16 protein-coding genes are annotated in these 17932 nt (G+C 75.0%); 9 read left to right on the top strand and 7 right to left on the bottom strand.

Going from position 1 to position 17932, the window contains the following annotated elements; genetic code table 11:
* The first annotated feature begins 4 nt into the window (after positions 1 to 4).
* Positions 5 to 886, top strand: a complete 882-nt coding sequence (locus AB0C78_RS07205; RefSeq protein WP_360742998.1) for a helix-turn-helix transcriptional regulator — start codon at positions 5 to 7, stop codon at positions 884 to 886.
* On the opposite strand, the gene AB0C78_RS07200 is transcribed toward AB0C78_RS07205, so the two are convergent.
* Positions 832 to 2283 carry an MFS transporter gene (locus tag AB0C78_RS07200; RefSeq protein WP_360742995.1) on the bottom strand — a complete coding sequence of 484 codons (1452 nt, stop codon included), beginning with the start codon at positions 2281 to 2283 and terminating at the stop codon, positions 832 to 834. The two genes, AB0C78_RS07205 and AB0C78_RS07200, sit on opposite strands and share 55 nt — an antisense overlap.
* A gap of 387 nt (positions 2284 to 2670) precedes the next feature.
* On the opposite strand from AB0C78_RS07200, the gene AB0C78_RS07195 reads away from it, so the two are divergent.
* Positions 2671 to 3441, top strand: a complete 771-nt coding sequence (locus AB0C78_RS07195; RefSeq protein ID WP_360742992.1) for a TetR/AcrR family transcriptional regulator — start codon at positions 2671 to 2673, stop codon at positions 3439 to 3441.
* A 54-nt stretch (positions 3442 to 3495) separates the two neighbouring features.
* On the opposite strand, the gene AB0C78_RS07190 is transcribed toward AB0C78_RS07195, so the two are convergent.
* On the bottom strand, positions 3496 to 4755 hold the full coding sequence (locus AB0C78_RS07190) for an alanine racemase (protein WP_360742990.1): 1260 nt from the start codon (positions 4753 to 4755) through the stop codon (positions 3496 to 3498).
* A 144-nt stretch (positions 4756 to 4899) separates the two neighbouring features.
* On the opposite strand from AB0C78_RS07190, the gene AB0C78_RS07185 reads away from it, so the two are divergent.
* Positions 4900 to 5406: a helix-turn-helix domain-containing protein gene (locus AB0C78_RS07185; protein ID WP_360742987.1), complete on the top strand. Its 507-nt coding sequence runs from the start codon at positions 4900 to 4902 to the stop codon at positions 5404 to 5406.
* Here the strand turns inward: AB0C78_RS07185 and AB0C78_RS07180 are convergent.
* Positions 5330 to 6139 carry an ABC transporter permease gene (locus AB0C78_RS07180; protein WP_360742984.1) on the bottom strand — a complete coding sequence of 270 codons (810 nt, stop codon included), beginning with the start codon at positions 6137 to 6139 and terminating at the stop codon, positions 5330 to 5332. The two genes, AB0C78_RS07185 and AB0C78_RS07180, sit on opposite strands and share 77 nt — an antisense overlap.
* Before the next feature lie 107 nt (positions 6140 to 6246).
* On the opposite strand from AB0C78_RS07180, the gene AB0C78_RS07175 reads away from it, so the two are divergent.
* A complete protein-coding gene (locus tag AB0C78_RS07175; protein WP_360742981.1) occupies positions 6247 to 7089 on the top strand; it encodes a polysaccharide deacetylase family protein in 843 nt (280 codons plus the stop codon).
* Here the strand turns inward: AB0C78_RS07175 and mca are convergent.
* Both mca and AB0C78_RS07165 read right to left on the bottom strand, forming a co-directional pair.
* Entirely contained in the window at positions 7070 to 7975 is a 906-nt protein-coding gene (gene mca, locus AB0C78_RS07170; RefSeq protein WP_360742978.1) for a mycothiol conjugate amidase Mca, read from the bottom strand. The genes AB0C78_RS07175 and mca overlap by 20 nt on opposite strands.
* A 61-nt stretch (positions 7976 to 8036) precedes the next feature.
* Positions 8037 to 9500: a DHA2 family efflux MFS transporter permease subunit gene (locus AB0C78_RS07165; protein WP_360742975.1), complete on the bottom strand. Its 1464-nt coding sequence runs from the start codon at positions 9498 to 9500 to the stop codon at positions 8037 to 8039.
* 195 nt (positions 9501 to 9695) lie between these two features.
* On the opposite strand from AB0C78_RS07165, the gene AB0C78_RS07160 reads away from it, so the two are divergent.
* Positions 9696 to 10832: an RDD family protein gene (locus tag AB0C78_RS07160; protein WP_360742972.1), complete on the top strand. Its 1137-nt coding sequence runs from the start codon at positions 9696 to 9698 to the stop codon at positions 10830 to 10832.
* A 21-nt stretch (positions 10833 to 10853) separates the two neighbouring features.
* On the opposite strand, the gene AB0C78_RS07155 is transcribed toward AB0C78_RS07160, so the two are convergent.
* A complete protein-coding gene (locus AB0C78_RS07155) occupies positions 10854 to 13058 on the bottom strand; it encodes an MMPL family transporter (RefSeq protein WP_360742969.1) in 2205 nt (734 codons plus the stop codon).
* Positions 13059 to 13254: 196 nt separating this feature from the next.
* Between AB0C78_RS07155 and AB0C78_RS07150 the strand changes: the two genes are divergently transcribed.
* The 3 genes from AB0C78_RS07150 to AB0C78_RS07140 all read left to right on the top strand — a co-directional run bounded on the left by AB0C78_RS07150 (position 13255) and on the right by AB0C78_RS07140 (position 16147).
* Entirely contained in the window at positions 13255 to 14583 is a 1329-nt protein-coding gene (locus AB0C78_RS07150) for a sensor histidine kinase (RefSeq protein ID WP_360742966.1), read from the top strand.
* Positions 14547 to 15191: a response regulator transcription factor gene (locus AB0C78_RS07145; protein WP_360742964.1), complete on the top strand. Its 645-nt coding sequence runs from the start codon at positions 14547 to 14549 to the stop codon at positions 15189 to 15191. Before AB0C78_RS07150 ends, AB0C78_RS07145 begins: the two co-directional genes overlap by 37 nt.
* Before the next feature lie 83 nt (positions 15192 to 15274).
* Positions 15275 to 16147 (top strand): hypothetical protein, encoded by an 873-nt coding sequence (locus tag AB0C78_RS07140; protein ID WP_360742961.1) that lies wholly within the window; start codon positions 15275 to 15277, stop codon positions 16145 to 16147.
* Between the two features lie 21 nt (positions 16148 to 16168).
* Here AB0C78_RS07140 and AB0C78_RS07135 read toward each other — a convergent pair whose 3' ends face one another.
* Positions 16169 to 16930: an enoyl-CoA hydratase-related protein gene (locus AB0C78_RS07135; protein ID WP_360742958.1), complete on the bottom strand. Its 762-nt coding sequence runs from the start codon at positions 16928 to 16930 to the stop codon at positions 16169 to 16171.
* A gap of 202 nt (positions 16931 to 17132) precedes the next feature.
* On the opposite strand from AB0C78_RS07135, the gene AB0C78_RS07130 reads away from it, so the two are divergent.
* The gene (locus AB0C78_RS07130; RefSeq protein ID WP_360742955.1) at positions 17133 to 17894 is read left to right on the top strand and encodes a PEP/pyruvate-binding domain-containing protein; all 762 of its coding nucleotides are present in this window, start codon (positions 17133 to 17135) and stop codon (positions 17892 to 17894) included.
* Positions 17895 to 17932: the final 38 nt, after the last annotated feature.

Raw genomic sequence — 17932 nt, 5'->3', positions numbered from 1 at the left:
ACGCGTGACCTTCCGTGATCGGCCGCACGCGGGCATGCTGGTCGGCATGGGCGACGACGCCGGGGCGGTCCGGTCGGCGGTGCTGACGCTGCACCGCACGACGGGCCTGCCCATGGTGTTCGGCGGCGCGCTCAGCGGCCGGGACCGGATGCGCATCACCGAGCTGGTCGGCAACACCACCGACTCGCTGAACGGCCTCGTCGTCCGGCACGGCAACGGGCTCGGCGGCAAGTCGATGGCGACGGGCCGGCCGATGTGGGTGAGCAACTACCCGTGCGCGGCGTCGATCAGCCACGACTACGACAAGCCGGTCGGCCGCGAGGGGCTGCTGTCGATCGTGGCGGTGCCGGTGGTGGTGCGGCGGCGCGTCCGCGCCGTGCTGTACGGGGCGCTGCGCGAGCCGCTGTCGCTCGCGGACCGGATCGTCGGCGCGGCGGTGCAGGCGGCCCGCGACCTGGAGCAGGACCTCGCCGTCCGGGACCGGGCCGACGAGGCGCTGGCGTGGCGCCCGCCGGGGACGCCGGACGCGGCGGCGCGGTGGGAGGAGGTCCGCGCGGTGCACGCCGAGCTGCGGGCGCTCGCCGAGCAGGTGGCGGACGCGCCGACCCGCGACCGGCTCCGCGCGATGACGCTGCGGCTCGCCGCCGCCGGGCTGGACCCGGACGCGGCGGAGCCGGCGGCGGCGCCGCGCCCGGTGCTGTCGCCGCGCGAGGTGGACGTGCTGTCGTACGTGGCGATCGGCTGCACCAACGCGGAGGCCGCGGCGCGTCTCGGGCTGCTGCCGGAGACGGTGAAGAGCTACCTGCGGTCGGCGATGCGCAAGCTCGACGCTCACACCCGGCTGGAGGCGGTGACGTCGGCGCGCCGCGCCGGGCTGCTGCCCTGACCGCCGGGCGGGGCCTGTTCGCGGCGGGCGGCGAGCCATCCGGCGAGCCCGGCGGCGCACGCGGCGAGCGCGGTGCCCGCGAACGCGGCCGTCACGACGGTGAACGCGTGCCGGGGCGGGCCGCCGAGGCCGAGGTAGAGGGTGCCGAAGACGGCGACGCCCGCGACGGCCGACAGCTGCGAGTTGGTGTTGAGGACGCCGCTGAGGTCGGGGGCGAGCCGAGCCGGGACGTCCGCGGTGGCGCGCCCGAGCTGGGACGCGAAGCCGAGGCCGAGCCCGAGGCCGCCGAAGCCGAGCAGCACGGCGAGGAGCGCGCCGTCCGCGTGGGACAGGCCGGTGGCCAGGTACGCGGCGGCGAGGATCAGGTATCCGGCGATGGGGGCGTGCGCGGAGACGCGGGCCGGAAGGCGCGGCAGCAGCGGCCCCGCGACACCGAAGGCGGCGACCCATGACACGAGGACCAGGCCGGAGAACGTCGCGCTCTTCCCGAGGCCCTGCTGCAGGTAGAGCGCGAGGGTGAACAGCATCCCGAAGTAGGTGGACGTCGCGAGCGCGATCGACCCGAGCGACCACGCGACGACGGGCCGGGCGAGCACGCCCAGGTTGACCAGCGGTGTCCCGCCGCGCGCCGCGACGTTCCGCTGCCGCCGGACGAACAGCGCCAGCACGGGGACGCTCGCGGCCAGGCAGATCCACGTCCAGGCGGGCCAGCCGGCCTCCCGCCCGAAGATCAGCGGGACGATCGCCAGCGGCACGCCCGCCGACAGCAGCGCGACGCCGCCGAGGTCGAGGCGGCCGGCGCCGTGCCCCGCGTCGCGAGGCAGGACGCGGGCGCCCGCGGCGAGCAGCGCGATCCCCGCCGGCACGTTCACCAGGAAGACGGGCCGCCAGCCGAGCCCGAACAGGTCGGCGGACACCATCACTCCTCCTAGGACCTGCCCCGCGACGGCACCGCCCGACAGCGCCATCACCAGCATCCCCTGCGCGCGCGCCCGCGCCTTACCGGTGAAGTGAATCTGGATGCCCGACAGCACCTGCGGCACCATCAGCGCGCCCGCCGCCCCTTGGACGAGCCGCGCCGCCGCCAGCGCCCCGGTGACGGGCGCGAGGCCGCAGGCCAGCGACGCGGCGGTGAACGCGGCGAGGCCGAGCAGGAACATCCGCCGGTGGCCGCGCGCCTGGCCGAGCCGCGCGCCGGTGACCAGCAGCACCGCGTAGGTCAGCGTGTACCCGGACACGACCAGCTCCAGCGCGCCGCCGGACGGGTGCAGGTCGTCCTGGACGGACGGGGCCGCCACGTTCACGATCGCGGTGTCGACGTTCACCAGGAACTGGCCGAGCATCAGCACCGCGAGCATCCCGCGCGGGGGCCGGGCGCCGTCGTCTGTGGGAGTCATGGCGGGTCAACCCCGCGCGCGCACGGCCCGTTGCAGGGCGCCCGGTGCTGAGGGCGCGGCCCGGTGTAGGACGGGCGGCCCGTTGCGGGGCGCATGGCCCGTTGCGGGGCGGGCGATCGGCCCGGCGACGGGGTCAGCCTTCGTGGTGCGGCGGCGGCACGCGTCGTCCAGTGCAGATCGGCCCCCGTGGCGCACTGCCTGGACGTAGCGACATCACCGCGCACCGGCTGCGCCGGGCCCTGATCGCTCGGCCGTCCCGCCGTACGCGCCGGCGGAGACGTCCGGCCCCCGATGTGCAGGGAAAACCGTAACATCCCCGCGAACACGATTGTTCGTGAAAACTTTATCTACTGGGCGGAAACCGGGCGAACGGCTAGCGTTTGCGGCGTGAGGTCGGGCGGTGCGGGCGCGAGGTCGGGCGGCGCGGGATCGGGCGGCGCGGGATCGGGGTCGGGCGGCGGCGCGGGATCGGGCGGCGCGGGATCGGGGTCGGGCGGCGGCGCGGGATCGGGCGGCGCGGGATCGGACTGCGGCGGCGCGGGGGGCGGGTCGCTGCCGCGCGGGCGGCACCATCTGAGCCGCGAGCAGGTCAGGGCGTCCCAGCGGGCCCGGCTGCTGGAGGGCATGACGGCGGCGGTCGGCGAGCAGGGTTACGCGCGCACGACGGTCGCGGACGTGCTGAAACGCGCGCACGTGTCGCGCGAGACGTTCTACGAGCACTTCGCCGACAAGCAGGAGTGCTTCATGTCGGCGTACGAGCACGCCGCCGACCGCATCCTCGGTGTCGTGAACGAGGCGCTGAGCGCGCGCGACGAGCCGGTGATGGGCCGCCTAGAGCGCGCGCTGCGCGCCTACCTGCGCGAGCTGGCGGCGGACGCGGCGGCGGCCCGCACGTTCCTGCTGGAGGTCTACGCGGCGGGGCCCGCCGCCGCCGCGCTGCGGTACCGGGTGCAGCGCCGCTTCACCGAGGTCGTGGACGGCCTGCTGGCCGAGGACGAGCGGTTCCGCGCGCTGCCCGACCCGGAGTTCGCCTGCCGGATGCTCATCGGCGGCATCGCGTCGCTGGTCACCGGACGGGTCGCGCTGGGCGAGCACGCGACCCTCCCGTCCCTCTGCACGCCGATCCTCAAGCACGTCGCCTCCCTCCTCGACCGCTGAAGCCCGGCCAGAAGCAGGCCCGGCCAGAAGCAGGCCCGGCCAGAAGCGGCGCGGTCAGAAGTAGGTGCGGATGTAGTCGGTCACGGCGGGGTGGTCGGCGTCCGCGTCGTCGACGACCGGGATGAGCGTCCACTTGTCGAGCGCGGTGCAGGGGTGCGACAGGCCCAGCCGGACGATGTCGCCGGGCTCGACGGACGCGTCCCGCAGGTAGGCGTGCTGGTCGTTCAGCGCGGTGACGCGCGCGCCCTCGACCGGGGCGGAGCCCTTCCCGCGGACGAGCTGCGGCCGCGGCAGGCCCGCGTCGAACGGGACGTCGCGGCGCCCCACGTCCAGCAGCGCGAGCGCGGGCTCCGGCGCGGACACGACCCGCCCCCACGCGTGCATGGCCGGGCGCAGCCGCTCGCCGCCCGCGCCGGCGCCCCGGCCGAACGGCGTGATGTCCTGGTAGAAGCCGTCGTCGTGGACGATGTACGCGCCGGACCGCAGCACCACCTGCGCGTCGAGGCCGCCGAGGACCTCGGCCACCTGGTCGAAGAACGCGCTGCCGCCCGCCGTGACGACCGGCTCCTCCGTCTCGTACGGAAGCCGCCCGTGCAGGTTCGCGAGCCGCCGCAGGTAGGCGTCGACGGCGGCGAGGCTCTCCTCGGACGCGTCGTGCGCGAGGGCGCCCTCGTAGCCGCCGATCCCGGCGAGCCGCAGCGAGGGCGCCGCGCGGATCGCGTCGGCGACGGCCCGCGCGTCGCCGTCGTCGCGGACGCCGGTCCGTCCGTTGGGGCCGCCGAGCTCGACGCACACGTCGATCCGCCGCTGCGCCCGCGCGGCGCGCAGCGCCTCGTCCATCAGCTCGACGGACCGCACCGAGTCGGCCCAGCAGACGAACGCGAACTCGGGGTCGCCGTCCAGCTCGCCCGCGAGCCAGGCGAGGCCGGCGGGGTCGAGCGGCGCGCCCGCGAGCAGCAGGCGGCGGACGCCGAACGCGCGCGCGACGCGCAACTGCGGGAACGTCGCGAGCGTGATGCCCCAGGCGCCGGCGTCGAGCTGCCGGCGCCATAGCTCCGGAGCCATCGTCGTCTTACCGTGCGGTGCCAGTTCCATACCGGCGGCGCTCACCCAGTCCGCCATCAACCGGACGTTGTGGTCGAGCGCGCCGGCGTCGAGGGTCAGCAGGGGCGTGCCGAAGTCGTCCAGCGGCAGCCGCGCGTCCCGCGCCTGCGCGACCGTCGTCCCCTGCGCGGACGCCGGGATCGCCTTGAACCGCCAGTCGAGCGGCTCCCCGTCCAGCGCGTCCAGAGCCTTCGCATCGATCCCCGTCACCGGCATGCCCTCCCCTGTCGCCTCCGCCCGCAATGATCCTTCCCCGCGCCGCGCGGGCCGACCCCCGCCCCGGCGGCGGCTCCGGCGGTCCGGGGCCGCGGGTACGCTGCGCTCCGGCATCGGCCGCCGGGAGGAGGGAACCCGATGAGCCAGAGCCTCGGGCGCGGGCTGAGCATCCTGATCGAGCTCGGCGACGGCCCGCACAACCTGGACGAGCTGGCCGGCAAGCTCGGCGTCCACAAGACGACCGTCCTGCGGCTGCTGCGCACGCTGGAGGCCGAGCGGTTCGTGCGCCGCGACGAGCACCACCGCTTCCACCTCGGCGCGCGCCTCGCCGCGCTCGCCGACACCCTCGGCCGGCCCGGTACCGGCGCCGACGTCCGCGCCGCCGCGGCGCCGCACCTCGCGGCGCTCAACGAGGCGACCGGGGGCGCCGCCCGCCTCGTCACCGGCCCGCCCGCGCTGCTCGACGACCTGGAGCGCGCCGGCGCGCCCGGCCGCTACGCCGCCGCGCCGGTCCGCGACGCGACGGGCCGCGTGGTGGCGGCGGTGACCGTCCCCGGCGGGGGCGACCTCACCGGCCTGCGCGCGGCCGCAGACGCCATCTCCGCCGACTACGCCCGTCCGGACGCTCCGCGCCCGCCCGGGTGAGGACGCCCGCCGCCACGAGCTCGAGCGTGATGAGCACCGCGACGACCTCGATGGCGAGCAGGCCGATGAGCACCAGCAGCTGCGTCGCGCCCGCCTGGACGGGGTCGGCGCCGCCGAGCAGCACGCCGACGAACGCGCCGGGCAGCGTGACGAGCCCGACCGTCCGGGTCTGGTCGAGGACGGGGAACAGCGCGAGCGCGGCGGCGGGGCGGCACACCTCCATCGCCGCGTCCCGCGGCATGAGGCCGAGCGCGAGCCCGCCCTCGTACTCGCCGCGCCGCGTCGCGAGCTCGTCGAGCGCGCGCCGCCCGGTGAGGCCCGTCGCCGACATGGCGCCGCCGATGAAGATGCCGGCGATCGGCAGCACCGACACGGTGCGGAACGGGACGAGCCGCGACGCGAGCAGCAGCGCGAGGACGGGCCCGACGCCCGCGACGATCGGCAGCGCGGTCGTCCACGCGCCGGCGCGCAGCGACCCGGTGATGCGGCGGCCCGCCGTCACCACGGCGATGACGACCATGCCCGCGATGAACGCGGCGGTGTAGCCGGCGTCGCGCAGCACCGCGGCGATGAGCGCGGACACCGCGGCGAGCTGCACGGTCGCGCGCACGGCGACGACCACCATGTCCCGGCCGAGACCGATCCGGCCGAGCCGCGCGAGCGCCGCCGCGAACACCGCGAGCGCGCCGAGGACGAGCGCCAGGAGTGGTCCGACCGCGGGCCCCGCGCTCATCCCCACCCCCCGGACCAAACGATCTTCTGTAACCGCTCTTCCCATTTGAGCCGATTGTGATCCGCAAGGCCGCTCAAGGGAGCGAAAAGCCCGATAGCGTGGGACTTGTGGAGGACGAGGAGGCAGGCGGGACGTCCCGCCGCAGAGCGCTCTGGCTGATGGGGGCCGCCGCCGTCGGCCTCACCGCGATCGGTGCCGACGAGGCGCATCCGTCCCGGGTGTCGCACGCCGCGGCGAAGCCGTCCGTGCCGACGCCGCGCGCCCGTCCCGTCATCCATCCGAAGCCGGCGCCGTCCCCCACCCCGACGCCGCGCCCCGCGAGCTGGACGCAGGCGCGGCTGACCGCGCTGGAGACGCCCGTCCGCGAGCTGACGCAGCTGTCCCCGGCGCCGCCGCCGAAGACGATCGCGCTCACCATCGACGACGGCCCGCACCCGGTGTACACGCCGAAGATGCTGGACCTGCTGGCGGAGCACGAGATCCACGCGACCTTCTTCATGATCGGCGAGCAGGTGAAGGAGTGGCCGAAGCTGGTGCGCCGGGTCGCCGCCGCCGGCCACCAGATCTGCAACCACACCGAGACGCATCCCATCACCATCGCGGGCCTGCCGAGGAAGCGGGTCAAGAAGGAGATGGTCCAGGCGCGCGACCGGATCGCCGACACGACCGGCATCGAGCCGCAGTTCTTCCGGTCGCCGGGCGGCGCGTGGTCGAAGACGATCCTGGAGCTCGTCGCGGAGCACAACATGCTGCCGATCGACTGGGCGGTCGATCCGCGCGACTGGTCGCGGCCGGGCGTCGGGCACATCCGCCGGACGATGCTGCGCGGCAAGGCGGGCAACATCATGCTGTGCCACGACGGCGGCGGCGACCGCTCGGAGACCATCGCGGCGCTGCGCAAGGTCATCCCGAAGATGAAGAAGCGCGGCCTCACGTTCGTGGCACTCTGACCTCCCGGTCGGCCTCCCGGAGGCCGGCGAACAGGTCGGTCTCCGGGAGTTCCGTCGCGACGTGCGAGAAGGCGAGCCGGTAGTCCTCGGTGGGCCACACCTCCCGCTCGACGTCGCGCGGGTGCAGCATGAACCCGGCGTCCGGGTCCACCTGCGTGGCGTGCGCGAGGAGCGCCGCGTCCCGGACGGCGAAGTACTCCGCGCACGGGACCCGCGTGGTGATCTCGAGGTCCGCGGCGCCGTCCGGCCATTCCGCGAGCACCGGGCCCATCGGCGACTCCAGGCCGCGTCCGATCATGCCGTCGTGCAGCGCCTGGAACCACGCCCGCGAGAACGCGCCCTGGTAGTACAGCTTCGCCGCCTGCCAGGGCGCGCCCGTGCCCGGGTAGCGCGCCGGGTCCGCGGCGGCGCCGAACGCCTCCGCCGTGACCTGGTGCGTCTTGATGTGGTCCGGGTGCGGGTAGCCGCCGGTCTCGTCGTAGGTCACGACGACGTGCGGGCGGAACTCGCGGATGAGCGCGACCAGCGGGCGCGCCGCGTCCCGGAGCGGCTGGAGCGCGAAGCAGCCGTCCGGCAGGTCCTCGCCGTCACCGGGCAGGCCCGAGTCGGTGAAGCCGAGGAACCGCTGCCGGACGCCGAGGATCTCCCGCGCCGCCGCCATCTCCCGGCGCCGGACCGCCGGCAGGTCCGCGCGGACCTCCGGACGGTCCAGCGCCGGGTTGAGGACGCTGCCGCGCTCCCCGCCCGTGCAGGTCGCGACGAGGACGTCCGCGCCCTCGGCCGCGTACTTCGCCAGCGTCGCGGCGCCCTTGCTGGACTCGTCGTCCGGGTGCGCGTGGACGGTCAGCAGCCGCGGCCGCTCCCCAGGAGTGATGCGGAGGTTCATCTGTTCCTCTCTCTCGGCGGGACGTTCGGGGACGGGACTGGTCAGCGAGTGACGCGGAGGTTCACGCGGCCTCCTTTCCGGGCTTGCGGGACGAGTAGAAGAGGGCGGGCACCAGCGTCAGCGCGGACAGGCCGACCGCCCACCAGAACGTGGCGCCGTACGCGGCGGCCGGTGCGTGGTGGCCGAGCGACCGCTGCAGCACGACGGCGAGGACGGCGGTGCCGAGCGAGCCGCCGACCCGGTTCAGGGTGTTGACGGCTCCGGCGGCGCGGGCCGTCTCGTCGGGGCGGACGGCGGCGTAGACGGTCGCCATGCCGGGCGCCATCACCACGCCGAGGCCGGCGCCGCGCACCACCAGCGACAGGGTCAGCAGCCAGCCCGCCGGGTCCGCGCCCAGTTGCGTGAACGCGACCGTCCCGGCGAGGGTCAGGACGATGCCGGTGACGATGAGCGGCCGCGGCGCCATCCGGTCGACGAGCCGCGAGGCGTAGAACGTCGCGACGGCGGTGCCGAGGGCCTGCGGGGCGAGCAGCAGCCCGGCCTTCAGCGCGGACGCGTGCTCGACCTGCTGGTAGTAGAGCGGCAGCAGGAGCATCGAGCTGTAGAGCGCGGCGCCCTGCAGGAACGAGTTGGCCGTCGCGACGGCGAAGCCGCGCCGGGCGAACAGGCCGAGGTCGATGAGCGCGGTGCCGCGCCGCCGCAGCGCGTGGATCCCGTACGCGGCGAGCAGCACGGTCCCGGCGGTGAGCGAGGCGAGGACGCGCGCCGCGCCGAACCCCGCCGTCCCGACCTCGGAGAAGCCGTAGACGAGCGCCGCGAGACCGGGCGACAGCAGCGCGAGACCGCGGACGTCCAGCCGCCGCGCCGCCTCGCCGGCCCTGGCGAACGCGGGGACGAAGCGCGCCGCGAGCACCAGCGTGACCAGGCCGAGCGGGACGTTCACCAGGAACATCCAGCGCCAGTCGAGCCGCTCGACGATGAGCCCGCCGAGCACCGGCCCGAGGACGGGCGCGAACGTCAGCGGCAGGACCGTGATGCCGAAGACGCGGCCGAGCCGTTTCGGTCCGGCGGCCCGCACGACGATCGACTGGCCGATCGGCTGGATCAGCCCGCCGCCGATCCCCTGCAGCACCCGGAACGCGATGAGGCTCCCGGCCGACCAGGCGAGCCCGCACAGCGCGGACCCGGCGGTGAACAGCGCGACGGACGCCATCCACATCGTCCGGGCGCCGAACCGGTCGCTCGCCCAGCCGGCCAGCGGCATCACCATCGAGATCGCCAGCAGGTACCCGGCGGACACCCACTGCAGGGTCGTGACGGGGGCGCCGAAGTCGCGGGCGACCGCGTCCAGGCCGACGCCCACGATCGTCGTGTCGAGCAGGGCGAGGATCGGCCCGAGCACCAGCACGAACGACGTCTTCAGCAGCGCCGGGTCGAGCCGTTCCGGGGCGCCGGACGGGTCGGCGGGCGCGCCGGCGGAGGCCGCGGCGGACGCCGGGGCGGGTGCGCGAGAGGGCGCGGTCATGGACACCTCCAAGTGAGTAGAACCAGCACAACTCTAGAGTCGTCCTACTTAGAGGTCAATACTATTTTTAGGCTCACTACATCTTCTGTCGGGACGCCCGGCGGGCGCCTGGCAAGAGACGGTCATTCGATGGCGGCGCGGGACCGCGGGTCCTTAGGATCGCGATGATCAACGTCGAGCCAGAGGGGTTCCCCCGTGTACGGCCCTCCGCCCTCCCCGTTCCCCGCGCCCTACGGCGGCCCGCCACCGCCCCCGCCGCAGTACGAGCCGGGCGAGGCGGCGAGCGAGGCCGCGCCGCGCGCCCGCCGCCTGCTGGCCTGGTCGATCGACTCCGGGATCCTGCTGGTCGTGGCGCTGCTGCTCGCCGCCATGACGTGGGGGCGGCTGCAGTCCTACGTCGCCGAGGACCTGCCCCACAAGGCGTGGTCGGCCGGCATCGAGCTCCTGCTGTCGGGCGGGAGCGTGCAGAAGGCCGCCGGCGAGCTCGGCGCGGGCGTGTGGGGCTCGTTCGTCGCCATCGTCGAGCAGGGCCTGCTGCTGCTCGTCCTGGCCGAGCTGCTCCTGCAGTTCACCGGGACGGCGTGGCTCGGGCGGACGGTCGGCAAGGCCGCGATGGACCTGCGCGTCGGGCACAGCGCCGTCCCGGCCAAGCCGGGCAAGGCGCGCGCCGCGCGCCGGGCGCTCGTCACGACCGCGTCGGGCAGCGGCCTGTACGCGCTCGCCTGGGTGCTCCTGCTGGAGGGCCTGTTCTTCTTCGCCGTCCTGCTGTGGCTGCTCGCGATCGCGGTCTTCCTGGCCAACAGCCTGCCCGCCCTCGTCGGACGGCGGCGCCGCACGCTCGCCGACCTGGTCGGCGGCACGGTGGTGGTGCGGGCGGGCGGCTACCAGCGCGCCGCGGCGGCGGCCCGGCAGGGCGCCGTCGTCGCGTGGGACGGCGCGCAGGCCGCGGGCCAGGTGGTCGGGCAGGCGGCCCGCGACAACGCCGCGCGGCTCGCCCAGCACGACCGCGTGCGGCAGGCGGTCGAGTCGGAGCAGGCCGAGCGGCTGCGGGAGCTCGGGCGGGCGTCCGCCGGGAAGCTGCGCGAGGCCGCGGCGAGCGAGCGGGCGCAGCAGGTGCAGGACGCGGGCAAGCGGCTCGGCGGCCGCGTCAAGGACGCCTACCGGGAGCGCAGGGCGGGCCGGGCCGTCGAGCGACCGGCGCAGCCCGCCCTGCCGCCACCGCCCCCGGCGCTACCGCCCCCGCCCCCGGCCATGCCGCAGCAGCAGTATCAGCAGCAGTACGAGCAGCAGCAGTACCAGCAGGCGCCGTACGAGCAGCCGCCGCCCGGCTAGAGGCCGGGCGGCGGCGGACCGCTACGGGACGGGGACGGGCGGCGGCGCCGCGGCCGGGGCCGGCACGGCCTCGCCGTGCGACACCCGCGGCAGCCAGCCCAGCCAGCGCGGCAGGTACCAGTTCGCGCGGCCGAGCAGCGCCATCGCGGCGGGCAGCAGCACGATCCGGACCACGGTCGCGTCGATCAGCACCGCCACCGCGAGCCCCACGCCGAGCTGCTTGAAGTCCTGCATGGACAGCGTCCCGAAGATCGCGAACGTGGCGATCATGATGACGGCGGCGCTGGTCACGACCCCGGCGGTGGCGCGGACGCCCTCGCCGACCGCCCGCGCGGTGTCGAGGCCGCGGTCCCGCGCCTCGCGGATCCGCGACACCACGAACACGTGGTAGTCCATCGACAGCCCGAACAGCACCACGAACACGAACAGCGGGATCCACGACTCCAGCGCGCCCGCGCCCCGCGTCCCGACCAGCGAGTCGCCCCAGCCGTGCTGGAACACCGCGACCATCACCCCGTACGCGGCGCCGACCGACAGCAGGTTCAGCGCGATCGCGGTCAGCGCGATGACGACGGACCGGAAGAACACCAGCATGAGCAGGAACGTGACGCTCATGACGAACAGGAACACCGGCGCGATCGCGTGCTTGAGCTGGGCGTTGTAGTCGGTGGACCAGGCGAGCTGCCCGCTCACCGGCGCGTCCGCGACCCGTCCGACGGTCTGCGGGACGATCGTGCTCCGCAGCGTCTCCAGCGCGTGCTTGGACGTCGCGTCCGAGCCGGAGCCGGCGAGCGGCACCTCGATCTCGGCGACGTTCGCCTTCCGGTGCACGGTCACCTCGATCGGCGCGTTCATCTCGCCGGACGCGAGGGCCCGCCGCTTCAGCTCCCCGATCGCCGCCTTGACCTGCGGGGCGTCGATGTCGCGGGCCTTCACGACGACGTTCGCGGGCGCCGGGTTGCCGGGGAACGCCCTGTTCAGCTCGGTGTAGGTCTGCGCGATCCTCTCCCCGGGCGGGATCTGCTGGTCGATGCCGAGCTTCGCGGTCTTCATGCCGAGGGCGGGCGCCGCGAGCGCCAGCAGCAGCCCCGCCGACAGCACCGCCGCGATCCCGGGACGGGCCAGGACGGGCTTGAGCAGCGTCCCCACGACCCCGGCGCGCTCACCGCGACGACCGGCGCGCTCACCGCGGCCCGCTCCGCGCCGGCGCGGCAGCCGGATCCGCCCGAACTCCACCTTGTCGCCGAGCAGCGACAGCAGCGCGGGCAGCACGGTCACCGAGCCGAGCATCGCGATGCACACGACGAGGATCGTCGCGACCGCGAACCCCTTGAACAGCAGCAGCCCGGACAGGAACATCCCGGACATCGCGACCATGACGGTGACGCCGGAGACCAGCACGGACCGTCCCGAGGTCGCCGCCGCGATCGCCAGCGCCGTCTCCCGGTCCCGGCCGCGCCGCCGCTCCTCGCGCTCGCGCTGCAGGTAGAACAGGCAGTAGTCGACGCCGACGGCGAGGCCCATCAGCAGCATCACCGAGTTCGTCGTGTCGTCCACGTGCACCGCGTGGCTCGCGACGGCCAGCAGCCCGCCCGCCGCGAGGTAGGCGGTGAACGCCAGCACCACCGGCAGGACGGCCGCGAGCAGCGCGCCGAACGCGACGAGCAGGATCCCGATCGCCAGCGGCACCGCGGTCATCTCGGCGCGCTTGAAGTCCTTGCCGAGCGCGTTGTCGAACCAGGCATCCGCCGTCGCGCCGCCGAACTCCCCGATCTTCACCGAGGGGTTGTCGCGCTGCGCCTTCGCCACCGCGTCCTCGATCGCGGGCAGCGGGTCGGGCGCGCCGTCCGGCGCCTCCTTGAGCGTGAACTGGACGATCACGTGCCGCCGGTCCCGCGCGACCGCGTCCGGCCGCAGGTCCGCGACCTTCCCGGTGGCCCGCACGTTCGCCCGGACGGCCGCGACCGCGCGCCGCGTCTCCGGCGCGCCCGCCGGACCGGTGACCAGCACGGTCTCCGAGTCCGGGTCGTCGATGCCCGCCTCGTCGATGATCTTCTCGGCGTGCGCGGAGCGCCCGGCGCCCTGCTCGTGCTCCGCCATCGTGGTCTGGCCCACCGCGCCGCCCAGCACCGAGGCCAGGACGACGAACAGCAGCCAGCCGAGCACGGCCGCCATCCGGTGCCGCGCGCTCCAGCCGCCGAGCGCGGCGGCGAGGTTCCTTCTCATGGGAGTCCCCTGGGGGTCGTCGGTGCGGGGTGACACCAAGAAGCCAATAGGGGCCGCGCCCCCGCCGACATGGCCCTGAACACCGTCCGGGGGTGTATTCAGGTACACCCCCCGCCCGGGTTGCGGGCACACTGTGCGGGACGGGCGCCGGCCGGAGACTGGACGCACGACGGCAGGCGACGACCGGAGGAACACGGTGAACGAGCACGCGGTGAACGAGCGGCCGGTGAGCGAGACCCCCTGGCAGCGGTGGATCAGGGCGCCGTGGCGCGGGCTCGGGCTGTGGCTCCTGGGGATCCCGGCGACCTTCGTGGGCCTGTGGTTCATCACGGTCGTCTCGCTGGTCTCGGGCTTCGTCGGGATCCTGCTGTTCCCGTCCGCGACGATGGCGCTGCGCAAGCAGCTCGACGTCTACCGCGACCGGATCGAACGCTGCACGGGGCGCCGGATCGAGCGGCCCTACCTCCCCGAGCCCGCGCCCGAACCCGGCCTCAAGGGCTCGGTGCGGCGCTTCGTCGCGCTGGCCCGCGACCCCGCCACCTGGCGCGACTACCTGTGGGTGGCCGCCGACCCGTTCGTCGCGCTGTTCACCGCCGCGCTGCCCGGCCTGCTCGTCCTGTACGGGCTGTGGGGGTACGCCGTCGCGACGTTCGCCGGCGGGATGATCGGCCACTACGGCGGCAGCGACTGGTACGCCTACATCCACGTCACCGAGGGCTACGGCCGCGACACCGGCCGGGTCGTGTCGACGGCGGTCGTCGCGACGCTGTGCATCGCCGCCGGATACCTGCTCGGCCCCACGATGATGCGGGTGTACGGCCGGTGGGGCGAGGCCGTCCTCGGCCCGACGGAGAAGTCCCGGCTGGCGCTGCGCGTCCGGCACCTCACCGAGACCCGGTCCGACGCGGTGGACGCGTCCGCCGCCGAGCTGCGCCGCATCGAGCGCGACCTGCACGACGGCGCGCAGGCCCGGCTCGTCGCGATGGGCATGAGCCTCGGCGCCATCGAGCACCTGCTCGACAAGGACCCGGAGAAGGCGCGGATCCTGCTCGCGCAGACCCGCGAGTCGTCCGCGAAGGCGCTGCACGAGCTGCGCGACCTCGTCCGCGGCATCCACCCGCCGGTGCTCGCCGACCGCGGCATCGGCGACGCGGTGAAGGCGCTCGCGCTCGACCACCCGCTGCACGTCGAGGTCGCCGCCGACCTGCCGGCCCGTCCCGAGCCGCCGGTCGAGTCCGCCGCCTACTTCGCGGTGTCGGAGATCCTCACCAACGCGGCCAAGCACTCCGGCGCGTCCCGCGTCTGGGTCGACATGCGCCACGAGCGCGGCATGCTGCGGATCACCGTCACCGACGACGGGCGCGGCGGCGCGTCCCTGGACGGCGGCACCGGACTGCGCGGGATCGAGCGGCGGATCGGTACATTCGACGGCGTGCTCGCCCTCAACTCCCCGGTGGGCGGCCCGACCATCGTCACGCTGGAGCTGCCGTGCGCGTTGTCCTCGCCGAAGACCTCGCCCTCCTGAGAGAGGGCCTCGTCAGCCTCCTGGAGACGCACGGCTTCGAGATCGCCGACGCCGTCGACAACGGGCCCTCCCTGCTGAAGGCGCTCGTCGACCACCGCCCGGACGTGGCGGTGGTCGACGTGCGCCTGCCGCCGTCCTTCACCGACGAGGGCCTGCAGGCCGCGCTGGAGGCGCGCCGCCGGATCCCGGGCCTGCCGGTGCTGGTGCTGTCGCAGTACGTCGAGCAGCTGTACGCCCGCGAGCTGCTCGCCGACGGCACCGGCGGCATCGGCTACCTGCTGAAGGACCGCGTGTTCGACACCGCCCAGTTCGTCGACGCGGTCCGCCGCGTCGCCGCCGGCGGCACCGCGATGGACCCGGAGGTGATCTCCCGGCTCGTCGCCAGCGGCACCCGCGACACCCCGCTGAGCCGGCTCACCCCGCGCGAGACCGAGGTGCTGGAGCTGATGGCGCAGGGCCGCTCGAACGCGGCGATCGCCGAGCAGCTGGTGGTGACCGAGCGCGCCGTCACCAAGCACACCGCGAACATCTTCGCCAAGCTCGACCTGCCCGTCACCGACGACACCAACCGCCGCGTCCTCGCCGTCCTCGCCTACCTGAACCGCTGATCCGAACCGCCGGCGGAGCGGACTACCGGGGTCCCCGTGCGGTGAAATAGGTTGCTCGGGCGAGTGGCCCTTGGGAGGGCGCGATGAAGGTGATCCTGGTCCTGCTCTGCCTGGCGATCGCGGGCCGTGAGCTCTACCTGGCGTTCGACCGCCGGCGGCGGGCCGGCGCGCCCGAGATCGCCGACATCCGCACCCAGCTCACCGCGCTCAAGGACACCCGCGACGAGCTGGAGCACTTCCGCTCCGCGCAGCGCGAGCGGCTGGAGCGGCTCACCGCCGAGCGGACCGCGGAGCTGGCGCCGCTCGCCGCCGGGCAGGACCGGCTGGCGGAGTCGCTGCGCGAGACCGACGACCGGATCGGCTCCCTGGTCGCGCAGATCAACGACCGGATGGTGCCGGAGGTCAACGAGCGGCTGAACACCCAGAAGGCGGCCCTCGAACGGCTCACCGCGGACGTCGCCGCGCTCCGCGCGCACCTCGTCGCGCGGCTCGACCAGGCCGTCGCCGCGTCGCTCGGCGCCGAGCCCGCCGACCTCGTCGCCGCGTCCCTCACCGCGGTCCCCGCCGCGGCCCGCGCCGCGCTCGCCGGCCCGTTCGAGCGGTTCCTCGAACGGTACGGGCTGTGGTGCGAGCTGGCGGACGGCGACCGCTACTACCTGTCCGGCCGCAGCCCGCGCGGGCTGGAGCGCGACTTCCTCGAGCTGCTCACGGCGCGCGCCGCGTCCGGCGCACCCGCCGAGGCGGAGGCCCTGCTCACCGCGCTGCGCGGCACCGCCCGCGCGACGGCGCAGGTCGGGCCCCTGCTCGTCGTCCGGACGCCCGAGGAGCTGCTGTGCGGCGTGCTGCCGCTGGCGGAGCTGCGCCTCCCGGAGACCGCCGCGCTGCTGGACGACCCGTCCCGCGCCTCCGCCCGCCTACGCCGCCTCCCGGCCGCCCGCCTCCTTAACGCCTCCTAGCCCCCCGCACCACCGCGCGTCCTACCGGGAAGTCCAGGTGAAGTTGGGTGGGCGGCGTTCGAGGAAGGCGGCGATGCCCTCGGCGACCTCGCCGCGCGCCGCGACCTCCTCCAGCCAGCCGCGGACCTTCTCGTCCACCGGCTCGTCGGCGGCGATGGCGTCCACGATGTCCTTGGTCGCCTGCTGGGTCAGCAGCGAGCGCGACGCGAGGGTCTCGGCGAATGCCGCGACGCGCGCCGGGAGGTCGGCGGTGATCTCGTTCAGCAGCCCGATCCGCAGCGCGTGGTCCGCGTCGACCAGATCGGCGGAGTACAGCAGGTACTTCGCGGCGGATGGGCCGACGAGCCGGACGAGCCGGGCCGTCGCCGCCGCCGGGTACACGATGCCGAGCTTGGCGGGGGTGATCCCGAACCGGGCGCCGGGCGCCGCGAACCGCAGGTCGCACGCCGCGGCGAGCTGGCAGCCGCCGCCGACGCAGAACCCCTCGATCGCGGCGAGCGTCGGCTTCGGGAACGCGGCGAGGGCGCGCTCGGCGACCGTCGACAGGTGCGAGTCGTCGTCGCGGTGGATGTCGGGCAGCTCGGCGATGTCCGCGCCGGCGCAGAAGTTCCCGCCCGCGCCGGTGAGGACCACGACGCGGACGCCGGGATCGGCCTCCAGGCCGGCCAGGACGCCGGGCAGGGCCCGCCACATGTCCGCCGACATGGCGTTCCGCTTCTCCGGCCGGTCGATGGTGATCGTCCCCACCCCGACCGCGACCTCGCACCGCAACCCGCCGCCCATGGCCCTCCCTACCGCTCCACCAGCGGCATCATCGTACGGACCCGGCACCGCGCGATTTCCTCCACCCCAAGGACGACGCGCGCGCCCCCCCGGATACTCCCTTCGGGGGGATTAGGGACGGCCCTCGCGAGGGAGGAATTCCGGGAACGCCCGGCGGATTATAAATTCACGAGGGGTATCCGACCCCGAAACGGAGCTCGTGGTGCAACAGAGTGCACACGCCTTCTGGACGATCAACCTGGACGACCCCCTGGCCGCCGCGCCCGACATGGCCGGGGCCAAGGCGTCCGACCTGGCGCGCGCGGCGCGCAACGGGCTGCCGGTGCCGCCCGGCTTCGTGATCCCCGTGCAGTGCTTCCCCAGGGGCGAGCGCTACCGGAACACCGGCGAGTTGCGGAAGGCATGGGCCCGCCTCAGCGGGAACGGCGCCCGGGCTCTCGCGGTGCGGTCCTCGTCCACGCACGAGGAGGGCGCTAAGGGCCGGTACGTGTCCGCCCTGGACGTCAAGGGGTGGCCGGAGTTCCTCAAGGCCGTGACGGGCGTGGTGGCGTCCGCGACCGGGCCCGCGACCACCGCGATCCTCGTCCAGCCGCAGCTGGACCTGGTGTCGGGCGGTGTGCTGTTCGGCGCGGACCCGCTGGAGAGCCGGACCGACCGGGTGATCGTCTCCGCCGCGCCGGGCGGCCCGCGCGCGCTCCGGGACAGCCAGGCCGCCACCACCTACGCGCTCAACCGGCGCGGCAAGGTCATGGGCGTGGAACGCGACAGCGGGGCGCCGGACGAGGAGCCCCTCACCCGGCCGCAGCTGCGGGCGCTGGTCAAGCTGGCCGCGCGCGCCGCGGCGCTGTTCGGCGGCCCGCAGGAGATCGAGTTCGGGTTCGACCGGGACGGCGCCCTCTGGCTGCTCCAGACGCGCCCCCTGTCGTCGCTCACCCTGCCCCGGGCCCGCCGCCCCGCCAGCTGACCCGCCGGCCGACCGGCCGCGCCGACCAACCAGCAGCG

The sequence above is a fragment of the Actinomadura sp. NPDC048394 genome, from assembly GCF_040651755.1.
GTDB classification, from domain to species: domain Bacteria; phylum Actinomycetota; class Actinomycetes; order Streptosporangiales; family Streptosporangiaceae; genus Spirillospora; species Spirillospora montaniterrae.
Note: the sequence above shows the minus strand (reverse complement) of the source record. Positions and strands in the feature narration are given on the sequence as shown.